This window comes from Actinomadura sp. 7K507 (assembly GCF_004348425.1).
Lineage (GTDB): Bacteria > Actinomycetota > Actinomycetes > Streptosporangiales > Streptosporangiaceae > Spirillospora.
On sequence record NZ_SMKK01000232.1, the window covers coordinates 1 to 15079 of the forward strand.

At 69.4% G+C, this 15079-nt stretch carries 18 protein-coding genes and 1 pseudogene; 10 read left to right on the forward strand and 9 right to left on the reverse strand.

Annotation, left to right across the window (positions count from 1 at the left end):
• Together E1285_RS45990 and E1285_RS36090 are read left to right on the forward strand one after the other, a co-directional pair.
• On the forward strand, positions 1-666 hold a 666-nt coding region (locus E1285_RS45990), incomplete at its 5' end, for a hypothetical protein (protein ID WP_165966907.1).
• A 52-nt stretch (positions 667-718) separates the two neighbouring features.
• Entirely contained in the window at positions 719-1372 is a 654-nt protein-coding gene (locus E1285_RS36090) for a helix-hairpin-helix domain-containing protein (RefSeq protein WP_243723282.1), read from the forward strand.
• A gap of 75 nt (positions 1373-1447) precedes the next feature.
• Here E1285_RS36090 and E1285_RS36095 read toward each other — a convergent pair whose 3' ends face one another.
• On the reverse strand, positions 1448-2512 hold the full coding sequence (locus E1285_RS36095; RefSeq protein WP_132159081.1) for an MsnO8 family LLM class oxidoreductase: 1065 nt from the start codon (positions 2510-2512) through the stop codon (positions 1448-1450).
• A 224-nt stretch (positions 2513-2736) separates the two neighbouring features.
• Here E1285_RS36095 and E1285_RS36100 point away from each other — a divergent pair, with 224 nt between their 5' ends.
• Positions 2737-3861, forward strand: coding sequence for a serine/threonine-protein kinase (locus tag E1285_RS36100; protein ID WP_132159082.1), 1125 nt, complete (start codon positions 2737-2739; stop codon positions 3859-3861).
• Between the two features lie 63 nt (positions 3862-3924).
• On the opposite strand, the gene E1285_RS36105 is transcribed toward E1285_RS36100, so the two are convergent.
• Complete coding sequence (locus E1285_RS36105; RefSeq protein WP_132159083.1) at positions 3925-5001, reverse strand: TauD/TfdA family dioxygenase; 1077 nt, start codon at positions 4999-5001, stop codon at positions 3925-3927.
• 351 nt (positions 5002-5352) lie between these two features.
• Entirely contained in the window at positions 5353-6177 is an 825-nt protein-coding gene (locus E1285_RS36110) for an NAD(P)H-binding protein (RefSeq protein ID WP_132159084.1), read from the reverse strand.
• Positions 6178-6222: 45 nt separating this feature from the next.
• On the opposite strand from E1285_RS36110, the gene E1285_RS36115 reads away from it, so the two are divergent.
• The 3 genes from E1285_RS36115 (at position 6223) to E1285_RS36125 (ending at position 8582) form a co-directional block, all read left to right on the forward strand.
• The gene (locus E1285_RS36115) at positions 6223-7161 is read left to right on the forward strand and encodes an AraC family transcriptional regulator (protein ID WP_243723283.1); all 939 of its coding nucleotides are present in this window, start codon (positions 6223-6225) and stop codon (positions 7159-7161) included.
• 44 nt (positions 7162-7205) lie between these two features.
• On the forward strand, positions 7206-7706 hold the full coding sequence (locus E1285_RS36120) for a hypothetical protein (protein WP_132159085.1): 501 nt from the start codon (positions 7206-7208) through the stop codon (positions 7704-7706).
• A gap of 192 nt (positions 7707-7898) precedes the next feature.
• A complete protein-coding gene (locus E1285_RS36125) occupies positions 7899-8582 on the forward strand; it encodes a class I SAM-dependent methyltransferase (RefSeq protein WP_132159086.1) in 684 nt (227 codons plus the stop codon).
• An 82-nt stretch (positions 8583-8664) separates the two neighbouring features.
• On the opposite strand, the gene E1285_RS36130 is transcribed toward E1285_RS36125, so the two are convergent.
• Both E1285_RS36130 and E1285_RS36135 read right to left on the reverse strand, forming a co-directional pair.
• Positions 8665-8856, reverse strand: coding sequence for a DUF397 domain-containing protein (locus E1285_RS36130; protein ID WP_132159087.1), 192 nt, complete (start codon positions 8854-8856; stop codon positions 8665-8667).
• A complete protein-coding gene (locus E1285_RS36135) occupies positions 8853-9662 on the reverse strand; it encodes a helix-turn-helix transcriptional regulator (protein ID WP_132159088.1) in 810 nt (269 codons plus the stop codon). Before E1285_RS36135 ends, E1285_RS36130 begins: the two co-directional genes overlap by 4 nt.
• 87 nt (positions 9663-9749) lie before the next feature.
• Here E1285_RS36135 and E1285_RS36140 point away from each other — a divergent pair, with 87 nt between their 5' ends.
• The 3 genes from E1285_RS36140 to E1285_RS36150 all read left to right on the forward strand — a co-directional run bounded on the left by E1285_RS36140 (position 9750) and on the right by E1285_RS36150 (position 11527).
• Positions 9750-10208 (forward strand): ATP-binding protein, encoded by a 459-nt coding sequence (locus E1285_RS36140; protein ID WP_132159089.1) that lies wholly within the window; start codon positions 9750-9752, stop codon positions 10206-10208.
• Positions 10209-10239: 31 nt separating this feature from the next.
• The gene (locus E1285_RS36145; protein WP_132159090.1) at positions 10240-10617 is read left to right on the forward strand and encodes a hypothetical protein; all 378 of its coding nucleotides are present in this window, start codon (positions 10240-10242) and stop codon (positions 10615-10617) included.
• Between the two features lie 184 nt (positions 10618-10801).
• A complete protein-coding gene (locus E1285_RS36150) occupies positions 10802-11527 on the forward strand; it encodes a VOC family protein (protein WP_132159091.1) in 726 nt (241 codons plus the stop codon).
• An 11-nt stretch (positions 11528-11538) separates the two neighbouring features.
• Here E1285_RS36150 and E1285_RS36155 read toward each other — a convergent pair whose 3' ends face one another.
• The 4 genes from E1285_RS36155 to E1285_RS36170 all read right to left on the reverse strand — a co-directional run bounded on the left by E1285_RS36155 (position 11539) and on the right by E1285_RS36170 (position 14318).
• Positions 11539-11985 (reverse strand): hypothetical protein, encoded by a 447-nt coding sequence (locus E1285_RS36155; protein WP_132159092.1) that lies wholly within the window; start codon positions 11983-11985, stop codon positions 11539-11541.
• A gap of 81 nt (positions 11986-12066) precedes the next feature.
• On the reverse strand, positions 12067-13536 hold the full coding sequence (locus tag E1285_RS36160; RefSeq protein ID WP_132159093.1) for an MFS transporter: 1470 nt from the start codon (positions 13534-13536) through the stop codon (positions 12067-12069).
• A 108-nt stretch (positions 13537-13644) separates the two neighbouring features.
• On the reverse strand, positions 13645-13971 hold the full coding sequence (locus E1285_RS36165; protein ID WP_132159094.1) for an SMR family transporter: 327 nt from the start codon (positions 13969-13971) through the stop codon (positions 13645-13647).
• On the reverse strand, positions 13968-14318 hold the full coding sequence (locus tag E1285_RS36170) for an SMR family transporter (RefSeq protein WP_132159095.1): 351 nt from the start codon (positions 14316-14318) through the stop codon (positions 13968-13970). The genes E1285_RS36165 and E1285_RS36170 overlap by 4 nt, the downstream gene beginning before the upstream one ends.
• 310 nt (positions 14319-14628) lie before the next feature.
• Between E1285_RS36170 and E1285_RS36175 the strand changes: the two are divergent.
• Positions 14629-15079 (forward strand): annotated as a pseudogene (locus tag E1285_RS36175) (hypothetical protein); the annotation flags it as partial.

The following is a 15079-nucleotide window of genomic DNA, read 5'->3' on the forward strand; positions in this document are numbered from 1 at the left end:
CTGCTGTGGGAGGAGCCCGGCGCCCTCTATCTGCGCCTCCGCGTACAGGGCAGGCATGGCGCCGTCCTGGCCCGCGAGTCGGCCGACCCGCCCGGCGGCGTCATCGCCCACGCGGGCCCGGTGATCGAGGCCATCGAACGCTGGCGCACCGCCTACGTCGCCGCGAACACGGCCCCCGGCACACAGGTGGGTCCAGCCGCCGGCGTCGGCTCGCTGACCGCCGGCCGCCCCGACAAGCCCGACCTCTTCCCGGCCCTTCTGGAGGCCGGAATCTACGTCGTGACTGTTCCCGGAGCCGCCCCGAACGTCATCGCCTCAGCCCTGCGGACCGAGGTCGAGACAGCCTGCGCGGACGGCCCCCTGGCGAACTGCGCGGTCGAAGTAGATGTCGACGAGATCCACCCCGCCGCCGCGACCCCGGCCGACGCCCCGATCGTCCGCGAGGCCCGCACCGCCTGGCGCACCGAGTTCGGCGCCGACCCGCCGCCCGTCACCGGCTGGACGGGCTCCACGGACGGCGTCGCCCTCAGAGCCCACGGCATCGACACCGTCCGCCTGGGCCCCGCGTCCCGCCCGTCCCCAGAAGACCCGAGGCGCGACATCCTGGACCTCGCCTCCCTGGCCGCCTACACCCGCCTTTACGCTCGTCTCCTCTCCCGAAACTGAACCAGACGGCGGTGACCGGCGTCTTTCAGTAGAAACGACGAAGGCGGAGGCGATGCGAAACCTCGGGCCCGCTCGCACCATCGGCAGCTACGTCTGGGCGCTGAGTCCCATCTACACGCTGGGGATGGGCACGTCCATCACGATGGTGATCGCCGCCGTCCGGCTCAGGTCGGTGCCGCTGTGGCTGGTGCAACCCCTTTATCTGGCGCTGGTCGTCCTCGGGTTCATCACAGCGGGCAGCGAGGACGACACCACCGGCGACATGGTGTTCATCGCGACGTTCGTGACCTTGGTGACCGTAGGCACGGCTCACGCGCTGGCCATCCGCCGCAAGGTCTTCAGCCCGCGCGAAGCCCCGGTGGCGGACCCTCTGATGCTCGCCGAGGGAGAGGCGCGCCGCCGCCGGGAGCTGCGCGTCCGGGCGGCCGAGCTGGCGAGCCGGGACCCGGCGATGGCCGCGGAGATGCGCATCGGCCGTCCCGACCTGGAGCGCGCCTATGACGACGGCGGGCTCGTCGACGTCAACCACGCGCCCGAGTCGGCGCTGACGGGGATTCTGGGGATCACGCCCGAGCAGGCCGCCCGCATCGTCCGCGTCCGGGCCGACGCGGGCGGTTTCGTCTCGGCCGAGGAGGTCGCGATGATGGCCGACCTCCCGCCGGCGCTCACTCCGCGGATAGCCGAGTACGGAGTCTTCCTGCGGTGAGCGATGGGCGTCCCGCGTGGAGAGCATGTCCGTGGCGCGCGATGGTCCGCATGACCTCGTAGTCGTCCTCGAACTTCACCGGACAGCCTTGACCGTGGCGGAGGGCGTGCCTTGCGGCTTGGGCAGATCGAAGGCCTGGGCCAGGAGTTCGTGGGAGTGGTGCCGGGCCTCGGGGGTGGCGATGAGGTTCTGGATCATGAGTTCGTCGGCGCCGCTTTCCTCGATCATCTGTTCCAGGGTGGCGCGGACGTCGCCGGGGCCGCCGGCGATGAAGCGGGGCCAGCGTCCGTTCACGATCCTGGTGGGCTCGTCCTTCTCGGCCGGGGTCATCTCCTCGGCCCCCTCGTCGGGGGTCGGCACCATTACCGAGCCCGCGGCGCGGCCGGCCCGGCTCAGGCGGGCGTAGAAGCCCTTGGGTGAGTTGGCCAGGTGCAGGCCGTCGGCTTCGGTGTCTCCGACGGCGACGTTGACGGCGAGGATGGCCCGGGGCGAGTCGAGCCCGAAGCCTTGGGGCTGGTAGTGCTCCCGGTAGTTGCGCAGGGCGGGCGCCGCTCCGGGCGGGTTGATGAACCCGGCGAAGGTGTAGCCGATGCCCAGGCCGGCGGCCAGGTTCGAGCCGTTCGGGCTGGACCCCAGCAGCCACGTCTGCGGGACGTCCGGGACGTTGGTCATCAGCGGGTTGCCGGCGAACGGGTGCTCCTCGGGGAACGCGTCGTACAGCCAGGCCAGGGTCTCGGCCACCTGCTGCTGGTGATCGGCCTGGGCCGGGTTCTGCCGGTTCTGCTGCAGCGCCAGGTCGAGCACCGGCCCGGCGGTGGCGCGTCCCATACCCAGGTCGATCCGCCCCGGCGCCATCGCTTCGAGCTGTTTGAACATCTCGGCGACCTTGAACGGGCTGTAGTGGTTCATCAGCACCGACCCCGACCCCAGCCGGATGCCGGAGGTCACCATGGCCGCCGCCGCGATCAGGAGTTCGGGGTGGTGCGAGGCGCCGGAGCGGCTCAGGTGGTGCTCGGCGAACCAGACCCGATGGAAGCCGTGCCGCTCGGCGTGACGTGCGGTCTCCAGCGCGTCCGCCAGCGCGTCCTTCTCGGTGGTTCCGGGCGCGACCGTCCCGAGGTCGACGATGGACAGCTTCACGGACGAACACTCCTCGGCGTCGAAGGTGGGGGCGGGGCGACGCTGACCGGATCGGCAACGCACAGGCCCTCTGACGACGACTCGGAGCCTCGCGAGCTAGATCGTTAGGCTGTCCGTGATGTCTCCGCGCCGATGCCGCGCGGAGAGCTTACTCACCCCCGGACATACCACTCGAACCGGACTCGCTGGATGGTCTCCGGTGCCCCCGACGCCGAGGAGAGTCGATGCGCAGCGGCCTTGAGCTGGCCGGACGTTACCGGCTGGAGGAGATGCTCGGCCGGGGCGGGATGGGAGAGGTGTGGCGGGGCGTCGACCAGCGCCTGCGCCGCTCGGTGGCGGTGAAGATCCTGCCGCTGAGCGGTGCCGCCGACGGGGCGGAGGTGGCCCGGTTCCGGCGGGAGGCCGAGATCGCCGCGACCGTGAACCACCCCGGCGTCACCACCGTCTTCGACATCGACGAGCACACCGACGGAGGGTTGCGCCTCTTCTTCCAGGTGATGGAGCTGATGCAGGGGCGCGACCTGGCCTCGGCGCTGACCGGGCATCCGTCCGGCCGGCCCGTCGCGCAGGTCACGGACTGGGCCGTGCAGATCCTCGACGCCCTCACCGTCGCCCACCGGCAAGGGGTGGTGCATCGCGACATCAAACCGGCCAACCTCTTCCTGACCGACGACGGCCGGGTGAAGGTCTGCGACTTCGGGATCTCCCGCCTTGCCGACGCCACCAGGATCACCGCCACCGGGTCGGCCAAACGCCCCGGCGACCGGCCCAAGGACGCGGCCACCGTGGCCGCACGCCTGCGCGCCCTGGGCCCCATTCCAGCCTCCGGCGGCTGGACGACGGCGCCATGGCGCGGAGGTGACACAAGGCCGGCGACCAGTCAGCGGGAAGCGTATGGGCGTATGGAGCCGACGGCCGACCATGGCGGCGGAACCGCGACCGCGGCGAGCATCCTCGCCCTGCTGTGCCTTCCCGGACTCCTCCTGGTCATCTTCATGGCCGTCGACTCCATCCGGTATCCCGATGCCCCGAGGGTTCTGATCGCGGTGAACCTGATGGTGGTCATCCTGGAAGTGGCCGTACTCGCCACAGGCGCGCTGCGGCTGCTCCAGCGCAAGGAGGCCGGGCGGCGGATGATCGCGATAACCAGCGGTGTGGCGGCCCTGCACCTGACGAGCGCGAGCGCGCAGTTCCTCATCACTGGGGGAGACATGGAACTCGACTCCTCTTACGCCGTGATGCTCTTCTTCCTCTGTCCGCTGGCGGCCGTCCTGGCGGTCGCCGCCATGATCACGGCTTCGCTACCCGCCACCCGCCGGTTGTGCCGCGCGAACGCGAGTTCGCCCTGAAGGGCGCCGTGGCCCCGTCCACACCGCTCCTGGGACGGGGCCACGCGCTTCACGGGGGTTCGGTCAGAGCCCCCAGGTCTCGTTGGGGACGACGGCGTCGGCGATCTGGAAACGGCCGCCGGGCAGGGGCTCCTTCGGCTTGCCGTCCGGGGTGTTGATGACGTTCTTGCCGAAGCCGGGCACCATCGGCCGGCCGACCTCCCGGCGCAGCCACAGCCGCAGCAGGTGGCGGCGGCGCTCCGGCTCGGGGTAGTCGTCGTACTCGGTGCGCGAGTGCAGTGCGGCGTAGTTCAGGAGCCACTGGACGTCGCCCGGCTGGAAGTCCATGTCGATGGGGAGGCCGGGCTCCTGCGCGATCTCGTCGAACAGGTTCAGGACCTCGATCTGCGCCTCGGTCAGCCGCGGCACCTCCGGGTACTCCTGGGCCGTGAAGATCATCTGGGCGCCGGCGTAGGTGCTGAAGACACCGTCGACGTAGCTGCAGATCGGCGACTGGTAGGTGTTGGCGGGCGCGTCCGGGTCCTGCCTGCGCCAGTCCCAGTGCCACTCCTCGAACAGCAGCTGCGCGAGGTCGGGGCGGCGGCGCAGGATCTCGTTGTAGATCGTGGTGCCGCTGACCAGGCTGGACGCGCCGCCCGCGCGGGCGCCGCGCAGGCACATCAGCGCGACGACGTCGGAGCTGTCGGAGTGGAACGGCAGCCGGTCGCGCACCCGCGAGGGCAGCGCGGTCGGGTCGTCCATGGTCTTGTTGGACGTGGCGATGACGTGGTCGAGCACGTCGCCGTACTGGTTCTGCGACATGGGCGAGCCCAGGTGCAGGCCCATCAGGTAGAAGATCGCGCCCGCGACGGTGTCGCCGTAGTCCTCGGTGCGGAGCCCGCGGATCAGGATGAAGCCGCGCCCGGCGTCCATCTGCCGGGCGCACTCCTCGATGAGGCCGGTACAGGCGTCCAGGGGGTAGTCGCCGGCTGTGACGGTGCGCAGATCGGGGGCGTCGGCGACGAACCGCCGTCCGATGGCCTCCATCTCGTCCCGCTCGGCGTCGGACAGGTGGTAGATCCACTCGGTGGAACCGGCCAGCTCGTCCCCGCGCCAGGCGGACGGACCGGAAATCGGGGACAGGTCAAGGGTCGTGGACATGATGCCTCGCACTTCAGGAAGGAGGGCAGGCCGCGGACGGGACGCCGCGACCCGGAGAAGGGGCTGCGGACGTCGCGACTTAGAAGGGCGTCTGCACAATCCCCGCCGCCGTGCCGGGACGCATACCGGTACGCGGCGGACGCACGCGCAGCGGCTCGGAGTAACCGCGCACCACGTCTCCAAGGCCCTGCGAGGCGACTCGGATCATGGCGCGCTCCCGACTGTGGAGGATCTTCCGCAAACCGTAAGCCAGCACCCGCGATCTCGTCAAGCGAGATGACGTCTCGTATTGCTGTGCGGCCTCCGGGTACAGCGTCCAGAGGCCGCACAGACCGAGGGCCGGTGTGGTCGTCAGAGGGCCCAGGCGCCGGATGCCGCGGTCCGGACGGCGTAGTCCTCGAACGCGGCCGGGGGACGGCCCAGCAGCTGCCGGACGTCGTCGGTCACTTCGGCGAGATGTCCCGCCCGGTGCAGGGCGAACATGGCGTTCATCGCGTGCGCGGCCTCCTCGGGGAAGCCCTCCGCCAGGAGTTCGGCCCGGTACGCCTCCGGCGTCAGCTCGGCGAACTCGATCGGCCGCCGCGCGGCCCCCGCCATCGTCTCGACCGCCTCGCCGAAGGTCAGCGCACGCGGCCCGGACAGTTCGTACACCCGTCCCGCGTGGCCGTCCCGGGTAAGGGCCACCGCGGCGGCCGCCGCTATGTCCTCTGCGTCGATGAACGGTTCGGGCGTCGCTCCGATGGGCAGTGCCAGCCGCCCCGCCCGCAGCGGCGCGTGCCACATGTCCTCGGCGAAGTTCTGGTCGAACTGGTTCGGACGCAGGATCGTCCACTCCGCGCCCGAACCGCGCACGGCCCGTTCGGCCGCCGCCATGCCCTGCGCGAAGTCGGGCCCGGCCTGCTCGATCCCCCGCCCCGACAGGAGCACCAGCCGCCGCACGCCGCTGTCGACGGCCAGGTCGACGAACGCGCCGACCGGACCGGGATCATCGGGCGCGACCAGGTAAACGGCCCGCGCCCCCTCCAGGGTCTTCTCCCAGGTGCCGGGATCGGTCCAGTCGAACCGCACCTCGCCGGAGCGCGACGCGCCCCGTACCCGGCTGCCCTGCGCGCCCAGCCGGCTCGCCACTCGGCGCCCGGTCTTGCCCGTCGCCGCCGTTACCAAGATCTTGTCCATGAGGCTCAGCCAACCTGTTCGCACAGGCTTCGAGCATGGGCGATCGTGCCGCGGACATTGCCGATCGTCCCGATCGAGGTCCGGCTATATCGTGACGACGTGGACCCGTTCGACGACCTGCTGAAAGGCGTGCGGGGCGAGGGCGCCGCATTCGGCACCTCGTCCCTGTCGGAGCCGTGCGGCCTGCGGTTCGCCGACGGCCCGCCCCTGACACTCTGCGTGCTCATGCGAGGCGAGGGCGTGCTCACCCAGGGCGACCTGGTCCTGCCGGTCAAGACGGGCGAGGCCGCCATCGTGCGCGGCCCCGAGCCGTTCGTGTTCGCCCACACCGACGCGCCGCGCACCATATGCGACGCCGGCGACGACGATCCCTGCCCCGCGGAGGAGACGGTCCTGCTGACCGCCTCGTACCGGCTGACCGGTGAGGTCGCACGCCGCCTGGTCGCCGTGCTGCCGCCGATGATCGTCATCCCGGACGACCACGACTGCGCCTCCATGCGCGACTACTTGGAGGCCCAGTTGGACGCCCGCAGACCGGGCCGCCAGGTGGTCTTGGACCGCCTGCTCGACTGGCTGCTGGTCTGCACGCTGCGTGACTGGTTCGACCGTCCCGAAGCGGTACGCCCGGGTTGGTACCTGGCCCTGAGCGACCCGGTCGTGGGCCCGGCCCTGCGGGCCGTCCACGCCGATCCGGCCCGTCCCTGGACGCTGGCCTCCCTCGCCGACGCCGCGCACGCTTCCCGCACCACCCTGGCCAGGCGGTTCACCGAGCTGGTCGGCGAGCCCCCGCTGGCCTACCTCACCGGGTGGCGCATGGCCCTGGCCGCCGAGCGGCTGGCGGACACGTCCGCGACGGTGGCCGCCGTGGCCCGCGAGGTCGGCTACACCGACGCCTTCGCGTTCAGTACGGCCTTCAAGAGAACGCTCGGCAAGAGCCCCACCGCGTACCGAAGATCAAGCCCGGCCGCCCCTGCCCTCGGCTGAACAAGGCAGCGCGAAAGTCGTTCCCGTCCACTACTATCGAACATATGTTCAAGTTGGAGTGGTTCTCACCCGAACGGCGCCGACCGAACCTTCGACGTAAGGCGCAAGCACCGCCGACCGCCTCGCCCGACGTCCTCTCGACCTCCATCGACGCGATCAGGAGCTCCCAGGCGCGGCAGCGCCCCGTCATCATGATCACCTGTGTCGGGGAAGGGCTGCCCTGGATCCGCGTTCCGGACTGGGGGGAGTTGCGCGTGACCGAGGATCGGCGTCTGCGCGTGGCGATATGGCCCGACGACCCCACCGCGTCCGACCTGGACCGCGGTGAGCCCGTCCTGCTGATCGTCACCGGTTCGCCGGACGTCCATCTCATCCGCGCCACGGCCCACCGGCTGGCCGACGCCGCCATGGTGTGGGCCCACTACGACCTCACCATCACCTCGGCGCGGATCGCCGACCGCGGCACCGCACCCTACCTTCAACCCACGCGACTCAACGGTGACCAGGGCACCCGCAAAGAGATCTTGAAGAGCGGCCCCCGATAGCGGCCGACCCGGCTCCAAGCAGGCGAAGGCCCCGGCCACTGGCCGGGGCCACGGCCACATCCCACCGAGGGCCGGCGCCGCCGAGGCACCGGCCCCTCGCCGTGCTTGAAGACGCCGAACCACCTGTGGAGCATAGGCCCCACGGCTACCCTGACACGGGTCCCACCTGCCACATACCGGGGGCCCGCACCCATGCCGACCAGCGTCAACGACCGCACCAGCTACTGGGACCACTACGCCGAAGGCGTCACCGACCAGACCTCCGAAGAAGCACTCAAGAACGCCTTCGGTTGGACCCAGTACCCCGGCCACGGCCCCGGCGATGAACTCCTCGGCGACCCCATGACAGCCCTAGAACTCGGCTCAGGACGAGGCGACGCCGTAGCAGCCCTGGCAACCAAGGGCATCACAGCTACCGGGATCGACGTTTCCGAAACCCAAATCCAGCGCGCTCGAAGCCGTTGGGGCCACCTACCCTCAGCCCACTTCGAACACGGCGACGTCATCGACTACCTCACTACCACCGACCAACGCTGGAACGCCATCTACTCCATTTGGGGCGCAGTCTGGTTCACCAGACCCGACGAGCTGCTTCCCCTCGTCTACGAGCACCTGAACCCTGGCGGCAAGCTGGTCTTCTCCCACGCGCCCGCCGTCCCCGGCTCCTACGGCGTACAGGGCATCTACGGCGCCGGCTTCACCGGCCCTGAAGTCTGGCTCTACCGTTGGTCCTACGAACCAGACACCTGGACGACCATCCTCCAAGCCCACGGCTTCGAGAACGTCACGTCCCGCATAGAGCCGGCCCCGACCCCGGACCACGTAGGCACGCTCGTAGCGCAAGCTCACCGAACGCAGAAGACTCGAACCGCGTGAGGGTGGAACTCGAGCACTCCTCTGGACCCCAGACAAAGCGAAGACCCCGGCCACCGGCCGGGGCCCAGCATGCGCGACGGACTCAGTCGTCCAGGTTGCGCTGCTTCACGCGGGTGAGGAGTTCGGTGAAGGCGGCGGGGGTGAGGGCGAGGTGCCCGGCGTCGGGTGCCTTGCTGTCACGGACGCCGACTGTCCCGATCAGGCGGGCGATCTCCACGCAGTCTGACTGAGTTGTGGCGCCGCCGCTGTGGCTGGACTTCCTCCAGGTCGTCATGAATACCGCTCCATGGTGTCTTCGAGCAGGCGCAGTGATGCGTCTTTGGGGAGGGCTACGTCCCCGATGAGATCGAACCAGACGCGATAGGAGGATATCTCAGCAGCATCCTGGACGAGTCGCCCGCCACCTTGTGCGTCCGTGTAGACCACGTCGGCTCCGTTCACGGTCATGATTTTGAACGAGCCGTCTCGGCCCACGTGACTCCCCACTTCCGTTGGGACGATACGGACCCTGAAGTTCGGCTGACGGGCCAACTCGACCAGGTGAGCGAGTTGTGCGTGCATGATCTCCCGTCCACCGACCGGCTGGTCGAGTATCCCTTGATCGAGAATGACCCAGATCCTCGGCCTGGGGTGCCGGTCCAAGCACGTCTGACGACTCAGACGCGCCCTGACTCCCTCTTCCACGTCCTCTACGCCGCACCCCTCGAAGATGGCCCGCGCGTAGGCCTCCGTCTGGAAGAGGCCGGGCATCCAGCCGAGTTCCCAGATCCTCAAGTGTGACGCGGTCGCCTCGTGCTCCAGGTGGGTCTGGAACCACTCGACCTCGTGGCCCGCCTTGGCGAAGTTGACGAGACGTTGGAAGCGGCCGCCGGTGTTCCAGGCGGTGTCCAGGTGGATCGCGTGCGCGCCTTGCATCTTGGTGTCGCCCGATTCAACACGGGCCACCAGGGACCGATCGCGGTCGATGATTTGTCCCACTTCGGCGAGCGAGAGATTGCGTTCGTGGCGATGTCTTCGCAGCTCAAAAGCTATGTGATCCCAGAGGTTGCCGTCTGGGTCGAACGGGGGGTGTGAGCGCATGATCACCTTTCGGTGTCGCATTTCATGAGTTCTCCTGGCCAAAGGTAGCGGGAAAGAGGGACTCTTGCCGCAAGAAAATGGCGAGGGGTGAGCGCGTTGAACGCAAATGTTGACATCTCCGGAGAACTGGACATCACGTGCGTTCCCGACAAGGTGGAGGTCGGTCGGGTGCGGTCCCTGGTGGACTTCCAGCTCGGCGACTGGGGCCTTTCTCGGATGGCTGCGGATATGTGCCTGATCGCGAGTGAGTTGGTCACCAACGCGCTCGAATGTGCGCCAGGACGCGAAATACGGGTGCGGCTCAGGCGAGAGCCGGAAGGTGTGCTGCTCGGTGTCTGGGACCCATCGGACGAGATGCCGGTGGTCCACGCCCTTGACGAGCTCACGTTGGCGGACGTCGCGCCCGACCCCGATGCACTGGATCCCGGCCACGAGGCCGGAACGTGCGGCCGCGGGCTGCCCATCGTCGAGGCGCTCTCCTCTGAATGGCAGGTGGAGAAGACCGCGCCTCACGGGAAATGGGTGTGGTCGCGCATCGTCATCTGACGGGACGTCCAACCTGGAAAGGGCAGAATTCATGAATCCTTTGGGGTCGATCGGCGCTCGCGCAGAGCGGCACGTCCTGCGGTGGCGGACGCGTCGCGGGCGCGAGGTCGCGGTGCGGCATCTGGATCTGCTGGCGGTCGCGCTCAAACCGAGAGGCTGGCGATTCGTCCGGCTGTACGAGACGCCGGAATTCGCGATCCCGGTTCCCCAGCTCTGGGTGTATGCCAGCGGTGTGACGGACGACGCTGGAGTATTGGTGAGCGTCCTGGCTACGCCCGGTGGCACGTGGGGCTACCACGACTCCAAGTGGGGGCGGCATGGGTTCCTGTCCCCTTGTGGCAACACGAAGGCAGCGGCGGACCGTGTCGACCGCTTCCTCAAGCACAGGCTGTACCCCGGTACCTGGTGACAACGAATCGGCGTCCCGGGAACCGGGCGTCCGGCGCTGTCGCGTCCGTGCCGAGGGAGAAACTCTCCCGGAGGAGGTCTCTCCATATCCGAGAATGCAGTTCTCGCTATTTGATGATGGGCTAATCATCCAGGCTCCGGGATACGGTGAGGCGGCTTTCGTGCCGAGACATCAGGGAGTCATAGTGGCCAATGAGATCGTCGTGCCCATTCTGCCGTGCGCGGACATCGATGAGATCGTCGATTTCTACCGCATGCTCGGATTCGAGCTCACCTACCTGCAGCAGCGTCCGTATCCGTGTGCCGGCGTCCGGTACGGCGATGCCGACCTGCAGTTCGCCGGCATTCCCGGCTTCGATCCGGAGCAGTCCTACGGCTCGTGCATCGTCGCCGTGGACGACACCGCGGAGATCTTCGAGGAGTTCGCGGCGGGGATGCGTGCCGTGCACGGGAAACTTCTGGTGGCGGGGATTCCGCGCATCACCCGCCCGCGCAAACGCAAGAACGCCGACGGCGCTTCGGGGTTCAGCGTCGTCGATCCTGGCGGCAATTGGATCCGCGTCTTCCAGCGCAAGGACACCGGCGCCGACACCACCCCGGCCACCGAGCCTTTGGCTCGCGCCCTGGAGAACGCCGTCGTCCTCGGCGACTCCAAAGGAGACGCCCGCCAAGCCGCCAAGATCCTGGACGGCAAGCTCACCAAGGCCGATGCCGCCACGCCGGTCCCGGCCCTGGTCGAAGCGCTCGTCTACCGCGCCGAACTGGCGCTCCGCCTCGACGACCCCGGCCGCGCCGAAGAGCTGTTCGCCCGCCTGGACGCGCTCGACCTGACCGACGCGCAACGCGCCTCGCTCGCCGAGTCTCTCGCCACCGCCGCCGACCTCCGAAAGCAGGTGAGTAGCGAGCGCTGAACGCCCCTGCGTCAGAGGGGCGTGGTCGGGCGGTGGCTCAGGATCGCGTCGGCGATCTCCTCGGCGGACGCCGATTCCAGGTCGGGCGGCGGCCAGAAGATCAGGTCGGTGACCGCCGGGTGCGATGTGCTGCTCTCCAGTACCAGCAGATACCAGTGCTGGTCCGGAGGGAGGCCGGTCATGATCCGGTGGACGATCTCCACGAGTTCGTCCCGCGTGACGTCCGGAACTCGTGGATGCCGCGGCCACGCCGCCCGGAGAGCGGCTTCCTCGCGGGACTCCGAGCCCCAGTACTCCCGGAACTCCTCGTAGTCGTGCCCGGTGGCCTCCTTGAACGCGGCCACCGCCTCCCGGGCCTCGGCGCCGCCGAGACCGGCGATCCGGTCGATCTCACGGCCCAGCTCATCAAGGCGCTCGGTGGCAACGACCGGGGGCAGCAATTCAGGGCGCAACTCCATCCGCGCATTCTTACCGGACGCCCCCAGCCGTCCTCCACTGCTGCGCCCGCGTGATCGCGTCGGGACGGCTGGGCTCGGCTGTCAGGTGGTGGCTGGGGTCGGGTCCTTGTGCGTGGTGGCTTCGTCGTCGGCGTCGCGGGGGCGTCGTTGGCGGGGGATGAAGAGCACGATGGCCGCGCCGGCCGCGGCCGCGGCGGCGCCGATGGCGAAGCACAGCTGGAAGGCGCCCTGGGACGGCACGGGAGGGGCTCCGGGCGCCAGGTCGATGGTCCGGCTGGTGAGGACGACGGCCATGACGGCTCCGGCGGTGGTCGTGCCGATGGAGCGCATGAGGCTGTTGAGGCCGACGCTCGCGGCCGACTCGGTGGCCGGGACGTTGGTGAGGATGAGCGTGGGCATCGCGGCGTAGCCGATGCCGACTCCGGCCGAGATCACGCAGGTCGCCGCCATCAGCTGCCAGGGCGCGTCCATGAGAAGCGTGGCGACCAGGTAGCCCAGCGCGAGCACGCCGGCTCCGACGGCCATGGTGACGCGTGCGCCGAAGGAGGTGAGCATCCGGGAGGACACCGGGGTGAACAGCATCATCATCAGCCCGCCGGGTGCCATCCACAGCCCGGCTTGTAGGATGGTCTGTCCCATCCCGCCCACGGCCCCGGGCATCTGCAGCAGCTGCGGGACGACGATGGCCTGGGCCATCATGCCGAACCCGATGAGCACGGCCGCGATGTTGGTCAGCAGTACGGGCCTGCGTGCGGAGGTGCGCAGGTCGACCAGCGGGTCACCGTCGCGCAGTTCGTACCATCCCCACAGCAGCAGCACGACCGCGCCGCCGCTGATCATGCCGATCGTGGCCGGGTTGCTCCAGCCCCAGTCGTTGCCCTTCGAGACCCCGACCAGCACACCCACTAGGCCCGCGGCCAGGCCCAGCGCGCCGACGACGTCGAGCCGTCCGGGATGGGCGTCCCGTACATGCGGGACGACCGTGGCCGTCAACGCGGTCATCACCAGCGCGAGGACGGCGGAGACCACGAACAGCATGTGCCAGTCGAAGTCCTGCGCGATCCACGCCGCCAGCGGCAGGCCGAGCGCGCCGCCGACGCCCAGGGTCGCGCTGACGCCCGCGACCGCGGTGTTGCGCAGGTGCGGCGGTGCCGCCTCGCGGACCATGCTGATCGCCACCGGGACGTACCCCATCGCGATGCCTTGCAGCACACGGCCGACCAGCACCACGGAGACCGTGCTGGACACCGCGCACAGCAGCGAGCCGATCAGCAGGATGACCGCGGAGACGACCAGGACGGGCTTCTTGCCGTACATGTCGGCCAGCCGGCCGCTGATGGGCATGGCCACGCCGCCGCCGAGCAGCGTGGCCGTGACCACCCACGACGCCGTGCTCGGCGAGGTCGACAGCAGCCTCGGCAGATCGCTCTGGATCGGGATCACCAGCGACTGCATCAACGACGCGGACAGACTGCTGAAACACAGCACCACCACGACGGCTATCGCCCTGCGCGTCGTCCGCGGTGTTACGGGAGCACCCTGAGAACTCATGCCACCTCTCGAACCCGTAACGCGCGCAAGGACGTGTGTATGTTACATATTCAGCGCTGCGGCTGCGCCCGCCGGGGGGTCGATGGCCGGCGCGCCGGGCTTTCAAGGTCAGTGGGTGGCGCCGAGTTCGATGAACAGGACGCCGGCGGCGATCAGGACGATGCCCAGGCCCATGACCCTGGTCAGGGCCTCCTTGAACAGGACGCGTGAGGCGACGGCGGTCAGCGCGACGCCGGTGGCGGCCCAGATGCCGTAGGCGACGCCGATGCCAAGGCCGTCGTACAGCGCGAGCGCCAGGAAGACGAAGGCGGCCAGGTAGCCGGCGGCCACGGCGAGGAACCATGCCTTGTGCCCGCCGGGCTGGGAAGCCATCCGCAGGGACAGGGTGCCCGCGACCTCGGTGAGGATCGCGCCCATGAGGAGCAGCCACGTCATGCGGCGCCCTCTTCCTCGCGGCGCTGGGCGTGCTGGGAGCCCAGTTCCACGCACAGGACCCCGGCGATGACCAGGGCGATGCCCACACCCATCGTGGCGGTGAGCGCGTCGTTGAAGATGACGGCGGCCAGCACCGCGGTCAGCACGACGCCGGAGGCGGCCCAGATGCCGTAGGCCACGCCGACGCCCAGGCCGTTGCGCAGCGCCACGCTGAGGGCCGCGAACGCTCCCAGGTAGCCGACCGTCACCAGCGTGTACCAGGCGGGATGGTCCACGGCCGCGCGCAGCGACAGCGTGGCGGTCACCTCCAGCAGGATCGCCGCGAACAGCGGCATCCACTTCTTCATCGGGGCGCCTCGTCGTTCAGTCATTACCTTGCGGAAGGCAAGTTACAGTCCCGGCGGGTGACCTCAGGCGTCTGGCTCCTTGGGAGTGAGGTCGTGCCCGGGGTTCATAGCCGCTGGCGAGTGAGTGTTCACGAGTGTGCATAGCCGTTCATGAGTGACGTGGGCGTGGTTATGGAGCCTGGTGGAACGCCTGGTGCACAGGGCTCTGTCCGCTGTGCGCCGGTGGCAGGATGCCATGCGGCAGGGTGCTGGCGCGGCGGCGCACGTAAGTCGATTGCATGTTCGAAGAGCATGACTTAAAGTATCCGTCATGCCACAGTCCGCCATCGCCCAAGGTGTGGACGCCGCCGCCCACCTCGGCGTGGACGATGCCATCTGCGAGATCGGGCAGACCCCGGCACAGACGGCAGCACATGCCGCAGGTCGGGACGGGCCCCCGCAGCCCCTGCGGCCGATCGTTGCGCCGTTCGTCGTCGCCGGTCCGTCGGGGGTGGCGATCCGTGCCCGGCTCAAGGGCCTGATCGCCCGGGACGAGGACGTGCTGGGTGAGGTGGGCGCGTTTCTGGGTTCGCTGGCCGGTCGTGACCTGAAAGCCCGATGCCGGGCGGGGACGGCGCATGACGCCGAAGGGTGGGCGGCGCGTAAGCGGGCGTTGACGGGTGGGTCGTCGGCGCGGTGGGCCGGGAGCATCACCAAGGCCACCCACGACCAGTGGGCGCTGGCCCGCCGCTGCCAGCTCGCGCACCTGAACGGCCTGGAGG

What these genes read in the sequence shown, in the direction of transcription:
- E1285_RS36090 (WP_243723282.1), top strand. Translation starts at nt 719, where the DNA reads ATGCGAAACCTCGGGCCCGCTCGCACCATCGGCAGCTACGTCTGGGCG.
- E1285_RS36100 (WP_132159082.1), top strand. Translation starts at nt 2,737, where the DNA reads ATGCGCAGCGGCCTTGAGCTGGCCGGACGTTACCGGCTGGAGGAGATG.
- E1285_RS36105 (WP_132159083.1), bottom strand. Translation starts at nt 5,001, where the DNA reads ATGTCCACGACCCTTGACCTGTCCCCGATTTCCGGTCCGTCCGCCTGG.
- E1285_RS36110 (WP_132159084.1), bottom strand. Translation starts at nt 6,177, where the DNA reads ATGGACAAGATCTTGGTAACGGCGGCGACGGGCAAGACCGGGCGCCGA.
- E1285_RS36120 (WP_132159085.1), top strand. Translation starts at nt 7,206, where the DNA reads ATGTTCAAGTTGGAGTGGTTCTCACCCGAACGGCGCCGACCGAACCTT.
- E1285_RS36125 (WP_132159086.1), top strand. Translation starts at nt 7,899, where the DNA reads ATGCCGACCAGCGTCAACGACCGCACCAGCTACTGGGACCACTACGCC.
- E1285_RS36130 (WP_132159087.1), bottom strand. Translation starts at nt 8,856, where the DNA reads ATGACGACCTGGAGGAAGTCCAGCCACAGCGGCGGCGCCACAACTCAG.
- E1285_RS36135 (WP_132159088.1), bottom strand. Translation starts at nt 9,662, where the DNA reads ATGCGCTCACACCCCCCGTTCGACCCAGACGGCAACCTCTGGGATCAC.
- E1285_RS36145 (WP_132159090.1), top strand. Translation starts at nt 10,240, where the DNA reads ATGAATCCTTTGGGGTCGATCGGCGCTCGCGCAGAGCGGCACGTCCTG.
- E1285_RS36155 (WP_132159092.1), bottom strand. Translation starts at nt 11,985, where the DNA reads ATGGAGTTGCGCCCTGAATTGCTGCCCCCGGTCGTTGCCACCGAGCGC.
- E1285_RS36160 (WP_132159093.1), bottom strand. Translation starts at nt 13,536, where the DNA reads ATGAGTTCTCAGGGTGCTCCCGTAACACCGCGGACGACGCGCAGGGCG.
- E1285_RS36165 (WP_132159094.1), bottom strand. Translation starts at nt 13,971, where the DNA reads ATGACGTGGCTGCTCCTCATGGGCGCGATCCTCACCGAGGTCGCGGGC.
- E1285_RS36170 (WP_132159095.1), bottom strand. Translation starts at nt 14,318, where the DNA reads ATGAAGAAGTGGATGCCGCTGTTCGCGGCGATCCTGCTGGAGGTGACC.